At 38.9% G+C, this 20,468-nt stretch carries 19 protein-coding genes and 1 pseudogene; 11 read left to right on the forward strand and 9 right to left on the reverse strand.

Features of this window, described 5'->3' with window-relative positions:
• Positions 1 to 6 precede the first annotated feature (6 nt).
• A complete protein-coding gene (locus KQ486_RS04575) occupies positions 7 to 1,629 on the reverse strand; it encodes a putative polysaccharide biosynthesis protein (RefSeq protein ID WP_216686896.1) in 1,623 nt (540 codons plus the stop codon).
• A gap of 90 nt (positions 1,630 to 1,719) precedes the next feature.
• Between KQ486_RS04575 and KQ486_RS04580 the strand changes: the two genes are divergently transcribed.
• The gene (locus KQ486_RS04580; protein WP_216686897.1) at positions 1,720 to 2,985 is read left to right on the forward strand and encodes a BaiN/RdsA family NAD(P)/FAD-dependent oxidoreductase; all 1,266 of its coding nucleotides are present in this window, start codon (positions 1,720 to 1,722) and stop codon (positions 2,983 to 2,985) included.
• Between the two features lie 404 nt (positions 2,986 to 3,389).
• On the opposite strand, the gene KQ486_RS04585 is transcribed toward KQ486_RS04580, so the two are convergent.
• From KQ486_RS04585 to KQ486_RS04600, 4 genes are read right to left on the reverse strand one after another with little or no spacing between them, the layout of a single operon-like run.
• Positions 3,390 to 4,568, reverse strand: a complete 1,179-nt coding sequence (locus KQ486_RS04585) for a hypothetical protein (protein WP_216686898.1) — start codon at positions 4,566 to 4,568, stop codon at positions 3,390 to 3,392.
• Between the two features lie 12 nt (positions 4,569 to 4,580).
• Positions 4,581 to 5,414, reverse strand: a complete 834-nt coding sequence (locus tag KQ486_RS04590) for a hypothetical protein (RefSeq protein WP_144161016.1) — start codon at positions 5,412 to 5,414, stop codon at positions 4,581 to 4,583.
• Complete coding sequence (locus KQ486_RS04595) at positions 5,411 to 6,100, reverse strand: ABC transporter ATP-binding protein (protein ID WP_144161019.1); 690 nt, start codon at positions 6,098 to 6,100, stop codon at positions 5,411 to 5,413. The genes KQ486_RS04590 and KQ486_RS04595 overlap by 4 nt, the downstream gene beginning before the upstream one ends.
• Entirely contained in the window at positions 6,093 to 6,473 is a 381-nt protein-coding gene (locus KQ486_RS04600) for a GntR family transcriptional regulator (protein WP_212371435.1), read from the reverse strand. Before KQ486_RS04600 ends, KQ486_RS04595 begins: the two co-directional genes overlap by 8 nt.
• 194 nt (positions 6,474 to 6,667) lie before the next feature.
• On the opposite strand from KQ486_RS04600, the gene KQ486_RS04605 reads away from it, so the two are divergent.
• Complete coding sequence (locus KQ486_RS04605) at positions 6,668 to 7,438, forward strand: exodeoxyribonuclease III (protein WP_216686899.1); 771 nt, start codon at positions 6,668 to 6,670, stop codon at positions 7,436 to 7,438.
• A gap of 21 nt (positions 7,439 to 7,459) precedes the next feature.
• Entirely contained in the window at positions 7,460 to 8,296 is an 837-nt protein-coding gene (gene thiD, locus KQ486_RS04610; protein ID WP_216686900.1) for a bifunctional hydroxymethylpyrimidine kinase/phosphomethylpyrimidine kinase, read from the forward strand.
• Between the two features lie 45 nt (positions 8,297 to 8,341).
• On the opposite strand, the gene KQ486_RS04615 is transcribed toward thiD, so the two are convergent.
• From KQ486_RS04615 to KQ486_RS04630, 4 genes and pseudogenes are all read right to left on the reverse strand, one after another.
• On the reverse strand, positions 8,342 to 8,812 hold the full coding sequence (locus KQ486_RS04615) for a DinB family protein (RefSeq protein ID WP_216686901.1): 471 nt from the start codon (positions 8,810 to 8,812) through the stop codon (positions 8,342 to 8,344).
• Between the two features lie 125 nt (positions 8,813 to 8,937).
• On the reverse strand, positions 8,938 to 9,303 hold the full coding sequence (locus KQ486_RS04620) for a nuclear transport factor 2 family protein (RefSeq protein ID WP_216686902.1): 366 nt from the start codon (positions 9,301 to 9,303) through the stop codon (positions 8,938 to 8,940).
• 101 nt (positions 9,304 to 9,404) lie between these two features.
• The gene (locus KQ486_RS04625; RefSeq protein ID WP_216686903.1) at positions 9,405 to 9,851 is read right to left on the reverse strand and encodes an NUDIX hydrolase; all 447 of its coding nucleotides are present in this window, start codon (positions 9,849 to 9,851) and stop codon (positions 9,405 to 9,407) included.
• Between the two features lie 119 nt (positions 9,852 to 9,970).
• Positions 9,971 to 10,389: pseudogene (locus tag KQ486_RS04630) on the reverse strand (NUDIX hydrolase).
• A 550-nt stretch (positions 10,390 to 10,939) separates the two neighbouring features.
• Here KQ486_RS04630 and KQ486_RS04635 point away from each other — a divergent pair.
• The 8 genes from KQ486_RS04635 to pyrE are packed head-to-tail and all read left to right on the forward strand — an operon-like array spanning position 10,940 to position 20,363.
• Complete coding sequence (locus KQ486_RS04635; protein ID WP_216686904.1) at positions 10,940 to 11,860, forward strand: aspartate carbamoyltransferase catalytic subunit; 921 nt, start codon at positions 10,940 to 10,942, stop codon at positions 11,858 to 11,860.
• On the forward strand, positions 11,823 to 13,112 hold the full coding sequence (gene pyrC, locus KQ486_RS04640) for a dihydroorotase (RefSeq protein ID WP_216686905.1): 1,290 nt from the start codon (positions 11,823 to 11,825) through the stop codon (positions 13,110 to 13,112). Before KQ486_RS04635 ends, pyrC begins: the two co-directional genes overlap by 38 nt.
• Entirely contained in the window at positions 13,105 to 14,208 is a 1,104-nt protein-coding gene (locus KQ486_RS04645; protein WP_216686906.1) for a carbamoyl phosphate synthase small subunit, read from the forward strand. The genes pyrC and KQ486_RS04645 overlap by 8 nt, the downstream gene beginning before the upstream one ends.
• Positions 14,192 to 17,389: a carbamoyl-phosphate synthase large subunit gene (gene carB / locus KQ486_RS04650; RefSeq protein ID WP_216686907.1), complete on the forward strand. Its 3,198-nt coding sequence runs from the start codon at positions 14,192 to 14,194 to the stop codon at positions 17,387 to 17,389. Before KQ486_RS04645 ends, carB begins: the two co-directional genes overlap by 17 nt.
• Positions 17,386 to 18,144: a dihydroorotate dehydrogenase electron transfer subunit gene (locus KQ486_RS04655; protein ID WP_216686908.1), complete on the forward strand. Its 759-nt coding sequence runs from the start codon at positions 17,386 to 17,388 to the stop codon at positions 18,142 to 18,144. Before carB ends, KQ486_RS04655 begins: the two co-directional genes overlap by 4 nt.
• Positions 18,141 to 19,076, forward strand: coding sequence for a dihydroorotate dehydrogenase (locus KQ486_RS04660; RefSeq protein WP_216686909.1), 936 nt, complete (start codon positions 18,141 to 18,143; stop codon positions 19,074 to 19,076). Before KQ486_RS04655 ends, KQ486_RS04660 begins: the two co-directional genes overlap by 4 nt.
• On the forward strand, positions 19,048 to 19,752 hold the full coding sequence (gene pyrF, locus KQ486_RS04665) for an orotidine-5'-phosphate decarboxylase (RefSeq protein ID WP_216686910.1): 705 nt from the start codon (positions 19,048 to 19,050) through the stop codon (positions 19,750 to 19,752). The genes KQ486_RS04660 and pyrF overlap by 29 nt, the downstream gene beginning before the upstream one ends.
• Entirely contained in the window at positions 19,749 to 20,363 is a 615-nt protein-coding gene (gene pyrE, locus KQ486_RS04670; protein ID WP_216686911.1) for an orotate phosphoribosyltransferase, read from the forward strand. The genes pyrF and pyrE overlap by 4 nt, the downstream gene beginning before the upstream one ends.
• The last annotated feature ends 105 nt before the right edge of the window (positions 20,364 to 20,468 follow it).

The raw sequence follows: 20,468 nt of genomic DNA on the forward strand, positions 1-20,468 counted from the left end.
ATTCTCCTAAATGAAAAATTTCGAGAACCGCTTGACTTTCGCACCGAGCAAACGCTCAAGCAACGTTGTTTTATAGGCCATCCAGAAATAAGCGTAGATTCCGATTACGACAGATACAAGAAGCTGGGTGACATGCTTCAGCTTCGTTGCTTCTGGACCAAAGACTAAACCAGTCGCATAATTTACGAGCAATACAATCAGTCCCATGATGGCACTTAAAATGACAATGAGCAAAATTTTCTTAAACAGCTTTTTCTGATCAAATTGGGTAACGCGCTGAATTTTCCACAGATTCAAGCCACTTGCTGCAAGCGCCGCCAAAATGGTCGCAAAGACTGCACCCTCTGGTCCGAGCCAAATGATCATCGGTGCGTTGGCACTGCCCTTAATCACTAATCCTGTCAACAAACTGATGACGGTAAAGTTTTGACGATTAATCCCTTGTAAAATCGATGCCGTTACCGTAAACAAACCGAAGAACAGAGCTGCCGGTGCATAATAGGCAAGAATCGGTGCAGCAAAATCCTGAGCCGCTTCAGGTGAGTAAAACGTTCCGTAAAGTGGTTCTGCTAAGATCATAATGCCCACAACTGCCGGAAAAATGAACAAAAAGACGTTTAAAATCGTCTGTTGCAAATAACTATGATACGAATTGGCATCATTTGTCGTAAACGCCTGTGTAACTGCAGGCAGAGATGCCAAAGCAAGACCTGTTGCAATCGTGATCGGTATGACGACGATTTTATGCCCGTACAGCGAGATGACAGATAAAAATTGCTCCGACACCTCACCTAAACCAGCAACAGCCATCGCACGGTTAAACGTTAGCGTATCAATAAACTGATAAAGCGGAATCGCGACACCAACTAAGACGAACGGGCCTGCATAGGATAATAGCTCGAGAACCATTTTCTTTTTCGAAATAGACGGTTCAATCGGCGCATTCTCTAACTCTCTTTCAATGAGCGGCTTCCGTTTACGATAAAACCACACTAAAACAATACTTGATGCAATCGCACCGATCAGCGCAGAAAAAGTCGCCATTCCGACGGCTGTTGTCATCGAGCCATTCAAAACTTCAATAACAATATATGTGGCAGCCAAAAGGAAAATGATCCGTGCAATTTGCTCAACCACAACAGAAACTGCTGTCGGCCCCATCGAGTTATGACCTTGAAAATACCCACGGGTCAAGCTCATGGCGGGAATCACCAACAAAGCAAAACTGACCATTTGAATGACAAAAGCGACATCTTCCTGCGTATTGGTAAATCCTTCATTCGGAATAATAATTCCCGCTAGCCAGTCCGCACTTAAAAACATGAGCGCAAACGCAAAAAAACCAGTCCCAATCATAATGGTGAGACCTGTTCGATACATCGCTTCTTTTGTTGTATAATCGCCAAGCGCATGGTATTTTGATACAAACTTCGACATCGCAAGGGGAATCCCCATCGTCGATATACTGATAAAAATCATGTATGGTATGTATCCGTAATTAAATAAAGTCCCGCCGGCATCACCGACAAGCATATAAAAAGGGATGACATAAATGACTCCCAGAATTTTCGACAAGAAATTGGCACTCGTTAACATCATGGTGCCTCGTAATATATTTGGTTTCGACATAATTTCACCTACAAATAGTTGTTCCTAGTAACAGTTTTATTTTATCATACTATAGAAGAAAACATTACAAAAAGAAAGGCTTGAACCAATTTGACATACGATGTTGTCGTCATTGGCGGTGGCCCATCAGGACTGATGGCAGCCCATACCGCTGCGAAAAATGGCGCAAATACCCTAATTATTGAAAAAGGAAGCAAACTCGGAAGAAAGCTGGCGATTAGTGGCGGCGGCCGTTGTAATGTGACGAATGTGCTTCCCGATAAAGAGCTTATCGATCATATACCCGGAAATGGACGTTTTTTATACAGTGCGTTTTCAATTTTCGACAATCAAGCCATCATTGATTTCTTTGAAAACCTCGGTGTCGCATTGAAAGAAGAAGATAAGGGACGCATGTTTCCCGTCAGTGATTCCGCTCAAACAGTCGTGCAAACGTTACTGCGAGAATTGGATCGACATCATGTAGAAAAACGTTTGAACACACGCGTTGAAGCGATTCACTACGGAAATGAAGTCCACGAGATTATTTTACCAGGAAAAGAAAAAGTAGCAACGAAATCTGTCGTCATCGCGGTCGGTGGAAAGTCTGTTCCGAAAACCGGAAGTGAAGGCGATGGCTATGCATGGGCCAAAACAGCCGGACACACAATTACCGAATTGTATCCGACAGAAGTTCCGATGACTTCTAAGGAACCGTTTATCCGCAATCGAACTTTACAAGGAATCTCTTTGAGAGATGTTGCCATCACTGCCTTAAAGCCGAATGGAAAACCGATAAAAACACATCGTTGGGATCTTCTGTTTACCCATCAAGGAATCTCTGGACCAGCAGCTTTACGATTAAGTCAATTCGTTGTTAAGGCCTTGAAAAAATTCGAGGTGGATGAATTGGTTGTTGAGATTGATAGTTTCCCTGATGAACATGAAAACCAACTTGTCGACCGACTAACAAAAATGGCAAAAGAATCACCGAACAAAGCTGTTAAATCCGTTTGGAAACCATTATTGCCTGAACGATTTTTATTATTTATTTTAGAACGCATCGGCTTGAATCCGGATACGACCTATCACCATCTGGAGAAGAAAAAAGTTATGGAGTTAGCGCAGGAACTCAAGCATTTTCAGATAAAAGTGAACGGAACACTTTCCATCGAAAAAGCATTCATCACTGGTGGCGGCGTCTCATTAAAAGAAATTGTTCCGAATCAAATGGCTTCCAAATTTATGGACGGGCTCTATTTTTGCGGAGAGATCTTGGATATTCACGGCTACACAGGTGGATTCAACATAACCGCAGCCTTTTCAACCGGCTATGTTGCAGGGTTGAATGCCGCTGAGCGTGCGCTCGGTCGTTGATAGGTGTTCTCGATGACGAAATGAGCTGTTGGATTCTTGATAAGTGTTTCGAGATGCCTTCTCGATGACGAAATGGACTGCTGAATTCTTGATAAGTGTTTCGAGATGCCTTCTCGATGACGAAATGAGCTGCTTGATAGGTGAAAAGTGCGTTGAGACGTCCTCTCGACTACCGAAACAACTGCTTGAACGGCGAAATCGTCGTTGAGACACGCTCTCGACTACCGAAGCAACTGCCCGAACCGCGAAATCGTCGTTGAGACGCATTCTCGACGACCAATCAAAGCAATTGGAATCCGATTAATCCGTCGAGACGCACTTTTTTCAATTAGGGTATAGGAAACAGACCAACAATAAGAGACCTGAACGATAATTTTCGTTCAGGTCTCTCTTCTTACAATCTATTAGCGTTTGCTTAGAACCATTTCATCAATACGAATGTTTTCTAATTCTTCTTGCTCTGTAGCATTTATTTTTCCTTTATATAGTGATTGACCATTCGATAAATCAAAAATCTGAAGGTACTTTTCCTTGTCCGTGTTGGTTACTAAATAAAGATTTCCTTGATATACTAATGAAGGATAATAAGAAATACTTTCGACATCTATTACAAGATCATTAGAGAAAGTTCCTTCTTCAATTTGGTAGCTACTAATTTTCAACCCTTCCGAAACTTCATCAAAATAATAAAGCGTAGAGCCATCGAATGAATCTACCTGTCTCGTTATAAACTCTTCAGGCATCTCTAACTCTTTCATCTGCTGATTTTTCACGTCATATGCATGTAATTTTTGTTTGGTGACCTGGTGACTTTGTGTCGACTCGTCGAATTGCATAACTTCTTCTCGAATAACAATATATTCATTTGGCGCCCATTCTACTGATTCGCGAAGGGAACCAAAGCTAATCTCGTCGTTTTGACTAGATGATTCCTCATCTCCAGAAAGCAGTACTTTTTGCCCAATCAATTCTTCGGTCTCGGCATCTATTTCCAACAGGTGAATCTCTGTGTAATGATCATTTCTTGTATTCACCTGCATGTTTGCAAATACTTGGATGACGTTATCATTCATTTGTACATCCATAATATTTGCGAAGGAATAGTTATTTCCTGGGAAATCCACTTCTACAGAAGACGTTTCCTCTGTTTTTTTATTTAACCAAGAAGCAGTCATCGAGATATCCTCATTCTGTGAACGCATTAAGTTCGATTCGACGAAGATCAGCTGTTCTTCATCCTCATACACATGTCCTTTGTAGATTTCTTTCCCACGCATAAAGCTTCGATAGTCATTCTCTAGCCGATTCTTCGTTACTTGGAAAACACCGTCAATCTGATCGAGCAAATTCAAATTACTTTCATAAATCGGCCCTTGTTGATTAAGCTTAAAGCGAGTATACATGGATTCTTTACTGTAAACACCCAATAAAGTAATTGGCTCAAACAATTCTTCTTCTCCGGAAATGGTCTCGAACGACAAATCCGGGTTTTCACTGGATGCTAATGCTGTGTACACATAATAAGTTCCAATGCTTAAAACAACAAAAGCAATTAGTACGGCAGTTTTTATATATTTCTTCATACATGATCCCCCTTACACACGAATTTTCTCGTCTAGTAACCGCTTGCTGAGCCAAACGGAACTAGCCAATACGATTACTCCCAAACCTAACACAATCAAGAGCAGTTCACCGTTATATAAAAATGAATGGAAAACCGTCTCATTTAAAATTACCGGTAAAATGACCAGCAGATTTGCCGCTATAACAAACGTTCCACCAAACAAAACGCCCTTCATCCGGTAGCTTCTCTCCAATAGAATTGCGGTAAAAAGAATGATGACCGTCAAAACCCCAACACCATAAAGACTCATGAATAGTGAAAATTGATTCGGAGCAATTAACGATAAAACTGGATGGATCTCTATTAATTGTCGAAGAGTGACTTCCATTACATATTCACTCGGAACTGTCCACTTCATCACCAACATTTCAATTTGAATAGCAACCAACTGAAACCCAACTAAACTGAATGTTGCAAGCAAAATTGTCGTTAACTTTGCGAAAAAGAGATTAATTCGTGCTGTCGGTAGCATCAACAAGCGATAGACAAATGTATTTTTCCCAAACCAATCACGGTACCATATCAAGAAAATATAAAACATTATGGCAGCAACACAAATCATAATCGGTCCAATGAAAAACAAACTATTAACAACTCGATCAAACGAAAAATAACCAACAGATTGTAAAACTTGTGAAACCGATGACCCATCGTTTTGTTGAAGCATTTCTACTTGAGTCAGATAATTGTTCTTAGAAACAAACACACCAATGAGCTGAACAATCAACGTAAACACCATCAAACTAATCAACAATTTCATGACACGGTTTAACTCAAAGTTCAATAATTTAAAGAAATTCTTCATTGAACGAACACCTCCCGAAGCACATCGATGACTGATTTTCCTTCTAACTCTCTTACATCTTCTGTCATAAACTCTTTTTGAATCTTACCGTCATTCAATAAGACAACTTTGTCGATTAAATGTTCAATATCGCCAATCTCATGCGTAGTAATCAACACACCACGATCTTCAATTAAATAGCTTGTGAAAACCTCTGCGATCTGTTCACGACTAAAAATATCAATCCCAGAAAACGGCTCATCCATTAATATGTAATCTGCATCGACGGCTAGGCCGAGCAACAAATTAACTTTCGCCGTATTTCCTTTTGATAAACTTGCGATTTTATCTTTACGATTTAGCTTAAAAAACGCCAACATGTCGTCTGCGCGACGTTGATTCCAATTTTTATAAAAATCGTTCATAAACTCCATTGCCATTTCGATCGTGAAATGCGGTAACATAATCGTCGCATCAGGGATGAACACAATTTTCTCAAATGTATCTTTTGTCACCTTTTCACCGTCGATTAAAATTTCACCTGCTTGAAGTGGCGTCAGCTTCATGATTGCATTCATGATCGTTGTCTTACCCATTCCGTTTATACCGATCAAGCATGTGATTTGTCCTTTCTCTGCTGTGAAAGACACTTGATCCAACACCGTTTTACGTCCAAAACGTTTCACAATATCTTTAACTTCAATCATTGGAATCCCCCTTTTCCTTATAATGTGTTTCTATTAATTTCATCGCATCTTCCAACGGAACATTGATCGACTTAACTGAATCCACGAATTGAGAAACAGCTTCATCAATTAATTCATTCCGTACACCGCGCAATACATCCTGGTCATGTGTCACCTTGCTCGGCTGGTTTTTCTCTGTTTTGATCAACCCTTCCTCCTCCATTTCTTTATACGCCCGCTGAGCTGTATTCGGATTTATTTTCAACTGGCTAGCTAACTCTCTTCTTGAAGGAATCACATCTCCTGATTCCAGAAAACCCTTGGCGATTTGCAGTTTAAAATGCTGAATCACTTGGATATAAACGGGATCTCGATTGTTAAATTGGATGTTCATCTTTTTTGCGCTCACTCCCATCTCAAAGTGTATTAACCGGTTAATACACCAAGAATAAAAAATATGACGAACAGTGTATTAACCACTTAGTACACCGTCTGAATGTATTATATGCTTAATACACTAAAACCGTCAACCACTTTTTTTAAAAAAACAGCCGATATGATAGAATACATGAGAAAGGAAGGTCGAAAATGAAATTTGTATCATGGAATGTGAACGGCCTGAGAGCCGCCATCCGAAAAGGTTTTCTAAATTATTTTCACGAAATAGATGCAGACTTTTTTGCCGTACAAGAAATTAAATTGCAAGAAGGGCAAATTGGTTTGGAGTTAGAAGGCTACCATCAATTTTGGAATTATGCAGAACGGAAAGGATATGCTGGAACTGCTATTTTCACCAAGCATGAGCCGCTAAATGCCTACTACAATTTTGATCATGAAACCATTCAACCCGAAGGTCGACTCATTACATTGGAGTACGAGAACTTCTACTTTGTCACCGTCTATACACCGAATTCCCAACGTACGTTGGAGCGTCTGCCAATTCGGTTGGAGTGGGAAGAACAGTTTTATAACTACATACAAAAGCTAGACAAAGAAAAACCTGTCATTATTTGCGGAGACTTGAATGTCGCCCATCAAGAGATTGATCTACGAAACGATAAAACTAACCATGGAAATTCCGGATTCACGAAAGAAGAGCGCGAAAAGATGACTCGGCTTCTCGATAGTGGATTTACGGATACGTTACGCTATTTCTATCCTCAAGAAGAAGGTCTATACACCTGGTGGTCGTACATGAAAACCGTTCGTGAGCGAAATATCGGTTGGCGGATTGATTACTTTATTGTATCCGACCGTCTTCGCGATCAGTTGCAATCAGCTAATATCCATGCTGATATATATGGTAGTGACCACTGTCCAATTTATTTGGAAATGAATGATTTGAAAACGAAAATATAATTTTTTGAAAGAGGTTTTAACATGAAACATCCATCTCGAGCAATGACAATTGCCGGTTCTTCTGCTGGAGGAAGTGCCGGCATCCAAGCTGATTTAAAAACGTTTCAAGAGCTAGATGTTTATGGAATGAGCATCATCACAGCCATTGTCGGGAGACATCCGAAAACCGATAAAAATGTTCACGCCATAAGTTTGGAAGCAATTGAAGCTCAATTTTCAACAGCGATCAAGCAAGTTGGCGTGGACGGAATCAAGACTGGCATGCTGTTCTCCAAAGAAGTCATTGAATTAGTTGCCTCGTTAATCGAATCAGCTCCGATCAATCATCTTGTTGTCGATCCGGTCATGATTGGAAAGATGAATTCAAAACTATTAAAAGATGATGCCATTGAAGCGTTGAAAAAATACTTAATTCCACTAGCTACAATCATTACACCGAATATACCTGAAGCATCCGTGTTATTAGATCACCGGTCAATCTCCACTGTCGATGAAATGAAAAAAGCAGCCATCGACCTGCAACAACTCGGTTCTAAAAACATTCTCATCAAAGGTGGACGACTGGAAGGGCCGGCTGTCGATGTTTTATTTGATGGAACACATTTAACAACATTCGAAGCACCACGAATTGATACAGTGAACACAAGCGGAGCAGGTTGCTCCTATTCAGCAGCAATCGCCGCTCAATTAACAAAAGAAAAAAATGTTGACGAAGCTGTTTTAGAAGCGAAACAATATATAACGACGGCCATTGAATACAGCTTTTCTTATACAGATGTCGTTGGACCGACCAATCATGCTGCAAAAAGAAACTATGGCAATGCACATGATATTATCGTAAAAAATGAGAAAATCTAAATACTAAAAAGCCGTCTGAAGAAATGCATCAGACGGCTTTACTATTTACTGATTTTCTTTTGTCGGTCCCATGACACCAGGCACTTCCAAGCCTGCCTGACGTAGCAACACAGTCATTTGACCTCGGTGGTGAATATTATGCTGCACGAGCATGCTCAACACTTTCCCACGAGGCATGTTTTGTCCTAATGCTTCCACTTCTACTTCCATTTCATCATCGGTTAACCCTTCAACACCCTGCTGAATTTGATCTGTTACTTTTTTGAAAACGCGAGCAATCTCACTTGCTTCTTTTGGAACTGTCGTCGGGTCATCAACCGTATCGACTTCTAATCCCATCTGCTTTCCAAGGGCTCCAGTGACGACTGCAACGTGCCACCCAAGCCAGCCGAGCGTATTATGCCCTTCAACAATGGATTGATCTAACTTTTCATCCGTCATTGCATTATACACTTGAAGTGTACCATTCGCGTAATTCTGCCAATCTTGTAGGAAATCATCTACTTTACGATACATTGATTTCACTCCTTTTAAATAATTGATTCTATCATTAACATAGTAAAAGAAGTGAGTAATTACAAGAAATTAAATTCTGTTCCTGCGGTAGCTATTCATTAAACTTTGATATGCGAACTCGTAATTTATAGCTCCTTTAATTGCAGATCAGTAATCGTACCTTGATGGAAATATAATTGCCACCGTTCATCGATTAGCTTCCAAATTGAGCTACGAAAAGTATTACGATTTCTCGTTTGATCAGTTAAAAAATAAGTCGCTAAAACAACATTTGATTCTAATGGGTGAATTTCATAATTATGTATAGACATTTCCGTTAAAACAACACCAGCTTTCATACATTCCTCTTTATCAAACATTTTACCCGAACTACCAATTTCGAAAAATTCATCAGCTAAAATATCAGCTAATTTTTCTTTGCTTTTACGCACCTCGAAGTTGATATGAGATTCTTCTAACTGTTTCAATTGTTCTTTTAAAGTCGCATCCATCGTCCATCCTCCTTTGTCTTTATAAAGAGTAGTTAAAGCATTTAACAGCATTAAAAATTAAGCAACATTGAAAATAGTTTCTAATAGGATTTTGCTCACAATTATTTTGTATTTACATAGTCTTCAACAAAACCTTTATCTTTATCATTTAATTCATATGGCAAATTATCTATAGTAAAATACTTCATATCTTTCGATTCACTATAATCAATCTTAAGGTCTCCACAAACATTTTCAGTATAATAGACGGCCGTTGCAGAATATAATTCATCGCCATTCTCAACTTTTAAGTAATATTCTGGGCCGGAATATACGTTTAGTAAATTTAGATTATCAACTTTTAATCCTGTTTCTTCAAAAACTTCTCTTTTCGCCACTTCTTCAAAACTCTCACCTAAATCCATTAAACCACCTGGTAATCCCCAAGTTCCATTGTGTCTTTTTTGTAATAAAACCTCATCTTGGTCATTTAAAATGATGACAACAGAACCAGGTAAAATAATTGGTTTATGCCCTACATACTGTCTTAGATATCTAAAGTATTCCAATAATACTTCTCCCTTCAACGTTCTATATTTCAGTGTTTTTTATATTCTCAACGCACGTTCACTGAATCTCAAGACCATCACCAGATGATTAACTTAACCGTATTAAATCACATACTTCATTAAGAGTTATGACTATAATTATTTTTTATACAATCTATTAAAAACTCTCTATCTTCAGGAAAGCTTAAGTGAAGTTCATTCAACTCATCTATCGTTTTCCAATCGATATCATAGATTAACTGATCAGGGTCTTGTATTTCTCTTTCTCCACCAATAACTTTCACGAAGAAATAGTGAACTTCAACTCTGAAACCTTCCAGCATACCTACTTTGAGCTTAATCTCCTTCATTATTTCTGTTACATATCCCGTTTCTTCTTTGATTTCCCTGATAAACACTCTTCAAATGTTTCATCCTTTTCAAGACCACCGGATGGTACCGACCACGATTTTATTTCTTCAGGCTTTCCTTGTAATACCATTAGCAATTGTCCCTTCTCATTCACACATACACCTGAAGAACCTTTCCATTCATTCATACAAGTCTCCCCCATAATTAATCTGTGTTTATACTTACTTCTCTGTATTGATTTGAAATCCCTCTTTAAAGCGCCTTACGTACTAGTATTTGTTGTCATATCTAGCTAATTATTAAACACCTAAACAATGAAACAATAAATTATATGCTTTAATATGTTGACAGTTCAACTCAGTTCTGGAATAATAAAAACAATTAAATATCAATATCCTTTAATTTAGTCCTGTGAGGCTTATCAAGGAAGTGACAAACTTTATGTAGAGATACGTATGTCAAATCCCTTTTTTCCTCATGGAGAAAAGGGATTTTTTAAAGGACACTCCTTAAAATGAACATCTCTAGCAGAGCACGGAGAAAAACCAGTTAAACATATGAAATGAGAGATCCAAACATTCTTGACGGTTTATAAACTAAATAAACGAAACCTTTAAACAAATCCAGAGAGGTTTGCAAGGTTGCTCTAAGATTACGTGTTTATCTATGGACACGTATACCTCTTTGCGACCTTCGCAAAGAGGTTTTTTTATTATTACCAGAGGAGGAACGTCAAAATGAATCACTTTTTCACAATCGATCAGTTATCTTCGTCTGAGATTATGATGCTTTTAAAACTGGCCAAAAAATATAAATCTTGTAGTCCAAACGTAGACAAGAAAATTTTTGGTGCCAATTTATTTTTCGAACCGAGTACACGAACGAAAATGAGCTTTATTGTCGCACAGAGAAAATTAGGAATTGACGTATTAGATTTCAATGAATCCGTATCGAGTACAAAAAAAGGTGAAAGTTTATACGATACGGCCAAAACATTTGAAGCAATTGGCGCTAACTTTCTAGTTATTAGACATCAATCGGATCGTTGGATGGATGAGCTAAAGGATATCTCGATTCCTATTATTAACGCAGGAGCAGGTAAATCCGAACACCCAACGCAGTGTTTATTGGATTTACTAACTATATATGATTCCTTTGAACAATTTAAAGAATTAAAGATTTCTATAGTCGGTGACATCAAACATAGCCGTGTCGCCCATTCAAACATCAAAGCATTACAAAAGTTAGGAGCTGATGTCTATGTTAGCGCACCGCCAGGTTTAGAAGACGACAAGTTAACGATACCAAACATTACTGTAGATCAAGCGGTAGAGTTAAGCGACGTCGTTATGCTATTGCGTGTACAATCTGAGCGTCATATTGGCAAAAACGAAACAAAAACAGACTATCTAGAAAAGTACGGGTTAACAAAATTAAGAGAGAAACGAATGAAAAAGAATGCAATTATTCTTCACCCTGCACCCATAAACCGAGGTATAGAAATAGATTCAACCCTCGTAGAATGTGATCGTTCTCGTATCTTTAACCAAATGGAGAATGGTGTGTATGTAAGAATGGCTCTGATGATGAAACTATTACAAGATTGGGGAGTGTTAAAACATGAAAACGTTATTGAAGAACGTAACGCTATACGCTAATGCGGACGAGTTAGAAACGAATGACGTATTAATTACCGATAAAAAAATTACCAATATAAGCAATGAAGACATTGATAGTGAGAATATCGACAACATTATTCATTGCAACGGGAATTTGTTAGTACCAGGATTTATCGATGTACATATCCACTTACGCGAACCAGGTGGTGAACAAAAAGAAACGATCAAAACGGGAACAAGCGCTGCCGCCCGAGGAGGTTTCACTACGGTTTGTGCGATGCCAAATACAAACCCAGTTCCAGACTCATCTGAAAAAATGAATCAACTTCATGAACGAATAAAGAAAGACGCTTTGATCAGAGTCTTGCCTTATGCCGCAATAACGGAAGGATTACAAGGTGAAACGATCGTCAATATGGAGGAACTATCAAATGCTAGTTGTTTCGCCTTCACAGATGATGGGGTAGGCATTCAATCCGCAGATATGATGTATCGTGCAATGAAGCAAGCAACAGCGGTTAATAAACCGATTGTAGCTCACTGTGAAGACAATTCTCTTGTATACGATGGAGTAATCCATGAAGGAGAAGTCAGCAAGAGATTAAATCTTCCTGGTATTCCTTCGTTGAGTGAATCAGTCCAAATTGCTCGTGATGTGCTACTAGCAGAAGCAACAGGCTGTCATTATCATGTCTGTCACGTTAGTACAAAAGAGTCTGTGAGAGTCATTCGGGATGCAAAGAAGGCCGGTATCCATGTCACTGCTGAAGTATCTCCACACCATTTAGTTCTCAATGAAAATGACATACGATCAGACAATGCTCAATTTAAGATGAATCCACCACTTAGAAGTAAAGAAGATCAACGCGCATTACTTGAAGGATTACTCGATGGCACGATTGACTTTATTGCAACCGACCATGCACCGCATACAGCATCAGAAAAAGATAAAGGATTTTTACAAGCTCCATTTGGAATTGTCGGTTTAGAGACAGCTTTTCCAATTTTGTACACCTTTTTTGTAGAAACAAAAAAAGTAACCCTGAAGCAATTAATTGATTGGCTAACGATCAAACCTGCAAAAACATTTAACCTACCTTTTGGAAAGTTAAAAGAAGGAAATCTCGCAGACCTTACATTAATCGATCTAGAAAAAACGAATACCATTGATAAAAACAAGTTCTATTCAAAAGGAAAAAACACACCATTTGATCAATATGATGTCCGTGGAATTCCTGTGCTAACTATGTTTGAAGGTGAAGTCGTATATGAGGAGGCAAATAATGAATAAACGTCGACTGGTGTTAGAAGATGGCACTGTAATGGATGGAATTGGATTTGGTTATCAAGGCGAAGTAAATGGCGAGATGATTTTCAATACAGGAATGACCGGCTATGAGCATGTGTTATCAGATCCCTCGTATTGTGGACAATTAGTCGTCATGACGAGCCCGAAAATAAGTACAAACGGAATTAATCAGAGTGACTGTGTGTCCTCTTATATGAATGGGTTAATTGTTAAAGATTATGGTAACTCTCCGAATCGTTCTCAGGATGCAAAAGATTTAAATTCTTTTTTACTCGATCAACAAATACCCGGACTTGCAAATATTGATACACGGATGTTAACAAAACATATTCGTCAATTTGGAACATTAAAAGGTTCGATTGTTGATGCCGACACCCCTATTGATATGACGATTAAAAAATTGAAAAGCGTAAAAGATTCCTCAGATCATGTTCAAAAAGTCTCTACTCAAAAACCATATGTGATCCCAGGCAAAGGGGCTAACATCGTCATCATCGACCTAGGTATGAAACACAGTATATTAAAAGAATTGACTGCGCGAGATTGCCAAGTAACTGTAGTGCCATATAACTATTCGGCTGATCAAATTTTACAGTTAAAGCCAGATGGCATTTTAATTTCAAGCGGTCCTGGAAATCCTAAAAATCTTCCAGAAACGATCGCAACGATCCAGCAACTACCGAGGCATATCCCAGTATTCGGAATTGGCTTAGGTCATCAAGTGATGGCTTTGGCACTTGGTGCTGACACTGAGAAAATGTTAAACGGTCACCATGGCAATAACTATCCAGTCAAAGATCTTTTGAAACAAAAATCATATATGACGAGCCAAAATCATCTTTACTCAGTTAGTAGAAACTCACTACGAAATACCGACTTAGAGATAACGCATATCGGATTAAATGAAGATTCAATCGAAGGCCTTCGCCATAAATCCTATTCGTATTTTTCAGTTCAATTTCAACCGGAAGGTAAACCTGGACCTGAAGATATGCACTATTTGTATGATGAATTTTTAATAAAAATACAGCATCATCAAGCAAAAAATGAGGAGGATGTTTATGCCGAAAAATATTGATATTAAAAAAATACTAGTCATTGGATCTGGACCTATTGTCATCGGGCAAGCAGCGGAGTTTGATTATTCCGGAACCCAAGCTTGTGAGTCACTGCGCGAAGAAGGCTATACTGTTATTCTAGCAAATTCAAATCCAGCGACGATTATGACCGATCACACCGTTGCTGACAAAGTGTATATGGAGCCATTAACGATTGAGTTTTTAAAGAAAATCATTCAAAAAGAGCAGCCCGATGCACTCCTCCCTACTCTCGGAGGACAAACCGGATTAAATCTAGCAATTGAACTTGAGCAAGCTGGTATTTTAAAAGAATATGGTGTTACCCTTTTAGGATCCTCTCTAGATGCCATAGAAAAAGCTGAAGATCGCGAGAAATTTCGTTCTTTAATGAAAGAAATAAATGAACCAGTTCCAGATAGTCGAATTGTCACAACCGTTGAAGAAGCATTAAATTTTGCAAGTGATATTGGTTTTCCACTCATTGTCCGCCCTGCCTATACATTAGGCGGAACAGGTGGAGGTATGTGTTATGACCAAAAACAATTGAAAGAAATTACTCGCGCGGGTCTCTCTCTTTCACCGATGAATCAATGTCTTATCGAGAAGAATATTGCCGGCTTTAAAGAAATTGAATTTGAAGTTCTCAGAGATAAAAATGATCAAGCGATCGTCGTTTGTGATATGGAAAATGTAGACCCAGTTGGCATCCATACTGGAGACTCAATTGTCGTTGCCCCTTCCCAAACATTGAGTGATCAGGCGTATCAATTATTAAGAAACGCTTCCTTAAAAATTATTCGCGCCTTAAAAATTGAGGGTGGATGTAATGTGCAGCTAGCCCTCGACCCAGACAGTTTAACTTACTATATTATCGAAGTGAATCCTCGCGTCAGCAGGTCATCAGCCCTTGCTTCTAAAGCAACCGGTTACCCAATTGCTAAAGTGGCAGCCAAAATAGCGGTAGGCTTAACTCTAGACGAAATAATGAACCCAATGACAAATACAACAGGCATGTTTGAGCCAACACTCGATTATATCGTTACGAAATTCCCTCGATTCCCATTTGATAAATTTACATCAGGTAATCGCTATCTCGGAACCCAAATGAAGGCTACGGGCGAAATCATGGCCCTTGGACGTTCATTTACAGAATCTCTGTTAAAAGGGATTCGCTCGATTGATATTGGCGCCGAAGAATTCAAACTAAAACATATCGAAGAGCTATCAGACACAACCATCATCGATAAATTAAAACGAGCAGATGATGAACGTATATTTGTTTTAGCGGAAGCCTTTCGACGTGGCATGACGGTCGACGATATTCACCACTGGACAAAGATCAATCATTATTTCCTTCATCAATTAAATAGCATTATCACACTTGAAAAGAAGTTAATTGAAAACGAACTTTCTGAAGAGTTACTGCAAGAAGCCAAGAAAGTCGGATTATCGGATTGTCACATATCTAGACTGACTGACCAAACGGCAGATGATATCTTCCAGCTACGACGTGAGACAAATCTCTTCCCTGTTTACAAAATGGTCGATACATGTGCTGCTGAGTTTGAATCAGTTACACCGTATTTTTACAGCACGTATGAATACGAAAACGAATCCAATCAATCTAAACGAAAAAAAGTTCTCATTCTCGGCTCTGGTCCAATTCGTATCGGTCAAGGTATTGAATTTGATTATGCCACCGTCCATTCTGTGTTAGCAGTCAAAGAAATGGGTTATGAAGCGATCATTATGAATAATAACCCTGAAACGTATTCAACTGATTTCACCATCTCAGATAAACTCTATTTCGAACCGTTAACATTGGAAGATGTGATGAATGTCATTGAACTCGAAAAGCCTGAAGGAGTAATCGTCCAATTTGGCGGCCAGACAGCAATTAATTTAGCAGCTGGATTTGAGCGACACGGTATAAACATTCTAGGAACAAGCCTGGAATCAATCGATCGTGCGGAAGACCGGGACAAATTTGAACAGCTCTTAAATGACTTAAATTTATTACGACCTAAAGGAAAAACCGTTTTAAGATTGGAAGAAGCATTTGAAGTCGCAAATGACATCGGATATCCAGTATTAGTACGCCCTTCTTATGTCATCGGTGGAAGTCGAATGGAAATTATTCATGGAGATGATGAACTACAAACCTATTTGGAGAAATCAGTTGGAGTAAATAGCGAACACCCAGTTTTAATTGATAAATATTTAACAGGAATCGAAGTTGAAATTGATGCGATCAGTGATGGTGAAACAACGATTGTTCCAGGGATTATGGAACATATTGAACGGGCTGGCGTCCATTCAGGTGATTCAATAGCTGTGTATCCCCCACAACGAGTAACCGAGCATATTCGCAATGCGTGTATGGAAGCGACGAGACGTCTTACTGAAGAGTTAAATGTTAAAGGACTCATAAACATTCAATTTATCATTAAAGATCATCACGTCTATGTTCTCGAAGTCAATCCTAGATCCAGTCGAACGATTCCATTTTTAAGTAAAATAACTGGAGTTACGATGGCTAACTTAGCTACAAAGTGCATCTTAGGTGCAAAATTAGCAGACTTAGGATTTAAAACGGGCATTCTTCCAGAAGGTGATTATGTCGCAACGAAAGTACCTGTCTTCTCATTCGAAAAACTTAGAAGTGTTGATACGACCCTAGGGCCTGAAATGAAATCGACCGGCGAAGCGATTGGTTATGATAGTACGTTAGAAAAAGCTCTATATAAAGGTTTAGTGGCTTCAGGCATTTCGATTCCGACAGAAGGTTCTGTTCTCCTAACAGTAGCAGATCAAGATAAACAAGAAGCGCGTGAAATCGCCAAAAGCTTTTTCGAGCTAGGGTTCAAATTATATGCAACAAAAGGAACAGCACTGAATTTACAAGAAATTGGTCTGCCAGTCATACAAGTAGATAAAATTGGTTCGGACAATGATCATGTCTTGTCCCTCATCAGGAATCAATCTGTTCAATTTGTAATTAATACATTATCGTCAGGTAGACAGCCAAGATCAGAAGGATTTATGATTCGCCGGGAATCAGTTGAAAACGGAATCGCTTGTCTAACAAATCTTGACACAGCACGTGCTATTTTACGAGTCATTGATTCGAATAGTTTTAGTGCGAGACCAATGATCAATAAAGAGGTTGTTCAACTATGATCAACAAAGTAAATATGGTTATTCAAAAGAAAACAATCGTTGCAAAAGGTACTTTAGAATTCGTCTTAAAAAACGACTTTATTAGTCACCATGCTACTCCTGGCCAGTTTCTTCACATACTTATAGATGGATTGACGTTAAGACGACCCGTATCCATTACTGACCTAGATAAGTCATCGGGCGAAGTGACAATCGTTTTCAAAATTGTAGGCGAAGGAACGAAGAAGCTTGCCACATATGAGCCGAGACAATCGATTGATGTAATCGGCCCACTCGGAAATGGTTTCGACATTAAAGATACACATCAGAAAACAGTTTTACTAATCGGTGGGGGGATTGGTATTCCCCCTTTATATCATCTAGGAAAAAGACTAGTAGAGAACGATGCGAAGATTATTTCTATATTGGGCTATCAGACGAAAGAAAGTGTGTTTTATGAAAGAGAATTCCAAGCACTCGGTGATACGTACGTAGTCACCAACGATGGCACACATGGTTACCAAGGATTGGTCACTGACGTCCTATCAAAAGTTGGTTCGTTTGATACTTTTTATACGTGTGGACCAACTCCGATGTTAAAGGCGGTCAAAGAGAGATTATCAAATGTTGATGGGTCTATTTCATTAGAAGAACGGATGGGATGTGGAATCGGCGCTTGTCTTGCATGTGTCATACCAACAAGCGATGGAGAAGGCTATAGGAAAATATGTCAAGATGGCCCTGTCTTTCACGCCAAGGAGGTTAATTTATCATGAACTTATCTGTAAATTTACCTGGATTATCCATGAAGAATCCGATTATGCCTGCATCTGGGTGTTTTGGATTCGGACATGAATATAGTTCATTTTTCGATTTAAGTACATTAGGTGCCGTCATGATGAAATCCGCTACTAAATATGAGCGGTTAGGTAACCCAACACCTCGTGTTGCAGAAACATCTTCAGGAATGCTTAATGCCATCGGTCTACAAAACCCTGGCGTAGTAAAAATTATTGAATCAGAAGTTCCTTTTCTCGCAACTTATGATACATGTGTGATCGCCAATATCGCGGGTAGTTCGGTTGAAGAATATGAATATGTCGCCAAATCATTTAATCAAACTGACCATGTAGATGCACTCGAATTAAACATTTCTTGTCCCAATGTAAAAGAAGGTGGAATTCAATTTGGAACGGATCCTTACATGGCGGCTTATGTTACAGAAACCGTAAAAAAAGCAACAAATCTACCGGTCTATGTGAAGCTATCTCCAAATGTCACAGATATTGTAGCAATCGCAAAAGCCGTTGAATCAGCAGGAGCAGATGGCTTGTCCATGATTAACACGCTAACCGGGATGCGAATGCACCTTCCAAGTCAAAAGCCTTTAATTGCAAATAAAACGGGCGGCTTATCCGGCCCAGCAATAAAACCAATCGCCATTCGAATGATTTATGAAGTGAAACAACAAGTATCCATTCCGATCATTGGTATGGGAGGAATTGCTAGCGCAGAGGATGTTTTAGAATTTATTTTAGCTGGAGCCAATGCTGTTGCAATAGGAACAGCAAATTTTAATAACCCCTTAATTTGTCCAGAAATTATTAATGAGCTACCAAACGTTTTAAATAAATATGGTTTTAACTCAATTAACGAAGCCGTTGGAAAGGGGATTATTCATGAACCAGCCGATATATCTAGCTCTTGATTTTCCAACATGGGCAGTAACCGAAAATTTTTTAATGATCAATCAACTGCAAGGCGTGCCCGTTAAAGTAGGTATGGAACTATTTTATCATGAAGGTCCTTCCATTATTGAAAAACTGAAAGAAAATAATCATCCGATCTTTCTAGACTTAAAACTTCACGATATTCCAACCACCGTTAAACGTGCTATGCAAAATATAGCTTCACTTGAAGTAGATCTTGTTAATGTCCATGCGCTCGGTGGCAGTAAAATGATTGAATATGCAAAAGAAGGATTGCTATCAACAAACGGTTCTAAACAAACAAAATTAATTGCTGTAACTATACTGACATCAATGGAACAAACGATGATGAATCATGATTTAAACATCGAAGGAAATGTACTAGAGCAAACAGGCCGGCTGGCATACCTGTCAAAACAACACGGAGCAGATGGTGTCGTATGTTCGGCGCACGAATCAACATCCATTAAAGAAAAATGCGGACAAGATTTTTTAACGGTCACACCCGGAATTCGATTAGAAAACTCAAGTAAAGACGATCAAAAAAGAGTCGCCACACCCAAATTCGCACGTGAACAAAAAGCTGATTACCTTGTAATCGGACGGAGTATCACAAGAGCAAAGAATCCTAAGGCAGCATATCAACAAGCATTGAGGGAGTTGAAGACAAAATGAACCTAACGAAAGAAATTACAAAAGATTTACTTACAATAAGAGCTGTACAAATTGATCCACAAAACTATTTCACTTGGACTTCTGGAATTCAATCACCAATTTACTGTGATAATCGCCTCACCATGTCGTACCCGAATGTTAGAAATAAAATTACGAATGCATTTATAAACATGGTTAATCAGCTTGATGTGAAACCTGATGTCATCGCTGGTTGTGCTACAGCAGGAATTCCACATGCTGCATGGCTTGCCAATGAGTTAAAATTACCCATGATATACGTTCGTGGATCAGCAAAAGAGCACGGAAAAGGAAATCAAATAGAAGGTAAACTTGAAAAAAATCAAAATGTGCTCGTTCTTGAAGACTTAATTTCGACAGGAGGCTCAGCTCTAAATACGGTCAATGCGATAAAGGAAAGTGAAGCTCATGTTCTTAGTGTTTTCGCTATATTTACATATGGGTTAAATAAAGCTGCTAAGCAGTTCGCTGAGGAGCAAGTGCCTTGTCAGACAATTACAAGTTTTGATCAGTTAGTAGATGCTTTAGTAAGCACTAGTAAAATTACACAGAAAGATAAAGACAGTCTTCTTAAGTGGCGAGGTTCTTTGTAGATTAATTACTATCAGAATTTCTTTGTTTCAATCGAGTAGGAGGAGGCTTCCAGCCTCCGTCCTCTCACACCACCGTACGTACCGTTCAGTATACGGCGGTTCAAT

This window comes from Allobacillus halotolerans (assembly GCF_018967645.1).
Lineage (GTDB): Bacteria > Bacillota > Bacilli > Bacillales > Alkalibacillaceae > Allobacillus > Allobacillus halotolerans.

Bases quoted from the DNA above. Each gene is read 5' to 3' on its own strand.
- KQ486_RS04615 (WP_216686901.1), bottom strand. From the start codon at position 8,812: ATGTATCGTAAAGTAGATGATTTCCTACAAGATTGGCAGAATTACGCG.
- KQ486_RS04635 (WP_216686904.1), top strand. From the start codon at position 10,940: ATGAATCACTTTTTCACAATCGATCAGTTATCTTCGTCTGAGATTATG.
- KQ486_RS04605 (WP_216686899.1), top strand. From the start codon at position 6,668: ATGAAATTTGTATCATGGAATGTGAACGGCCTGAGAGCCGCCATCCGA.
- pyrE (WP_216686911.1), top strand. From the start codon at position 19,749: ATGAACCTAACGAAAGAAATTACAAAAGATTTACTTACAATAAGAGCT.
- KQ486_RS04595 (WP_144161019.1), bottom strand. From the start codon at position 6,100: ATGATTGAAGTTAAAGATATTGTGAAACGTTTTGGACGTAAAACGGTG.
- pyrC (WP_216686905.1), top strand. From the start codon at position 11,823: ATGAAAACGTTATTGAAGAACGTAACGCTATACGCTAATGCGGACGAG.
- KQ486_RS04575 (WP_216686896.1), bottom strand. From the start codon at position 1,629: ATGTCGAAACCAAATATATTACGAGGCACCATGATGTTAACGAGTGCC.
- pyrF (WP_216686910.1), top strand. From the start codon at position 19,048: ATGAACCAGCCGATATATCTAGCTCTTGATTTTCCAACATGGGCAGTA.
- KQ486_RS04620 (WP_216686902.1), bottom strand. From the start codon at position 9,303: ATGGATGCGACTTTAAAAGAACAATTGAAACAGTTAGAAGAATCTCAT.
- KQ486_RS04600 (WP_212371435.1), bottom strand. From the start codon at position 6,473: ATGAACATCCAATTTAACAATCGAGATCCCGTTTATATCCAAGTGATT.
- thiD (WP_216686900.1), top strand. From the start codon at position 7,460: ATGAAACATCCATCTCGAGCAATGACAATTGCCGGTTCTTCTGCTGGA.
- carB (WP_216686907.1), top strand. From the start codon at position 14,192: ATGCCGAAAAATATTGATATTAAAAAAATACTAGTCATTGGATCTGGA.
- KQ486_RS04590 (WP_144161016.1), bottom strand. From the start codon at position 5,414: ATGAAGAATTTCTTTAAATTATTGAACTTTGAGTTAAACCGTGTCATG.
- KQ486_RS04660 (WP_216686909.1), top strand. From the start codon at position 18,141: ATGAACTTATCTGTAAATTTACCTGGATTATCCATGAAGAATCCGATT.
- KQ486_RS04645 (WP_216686906.1), top strand. From the start codon at position 13,105: ATGAATAAACGTCGACTGGTGTTAGAAGATGGCACTGTAATGGATGGA.
- KQ486_RS04585 (WP_216686898.1), bottom strand. From the start codon at position 4,568: ATGAAGAAATATATAAAAACTGCCGTACTAATTGCTTTTGTTGTTTTA.
- KQ486_RS04655 (WP_216686908.1), top strand. From the start codon at position 17,386: ATGATCAACAAAGTAAATATGGTTATTCAAAAGAAAACAATCGTTGCA.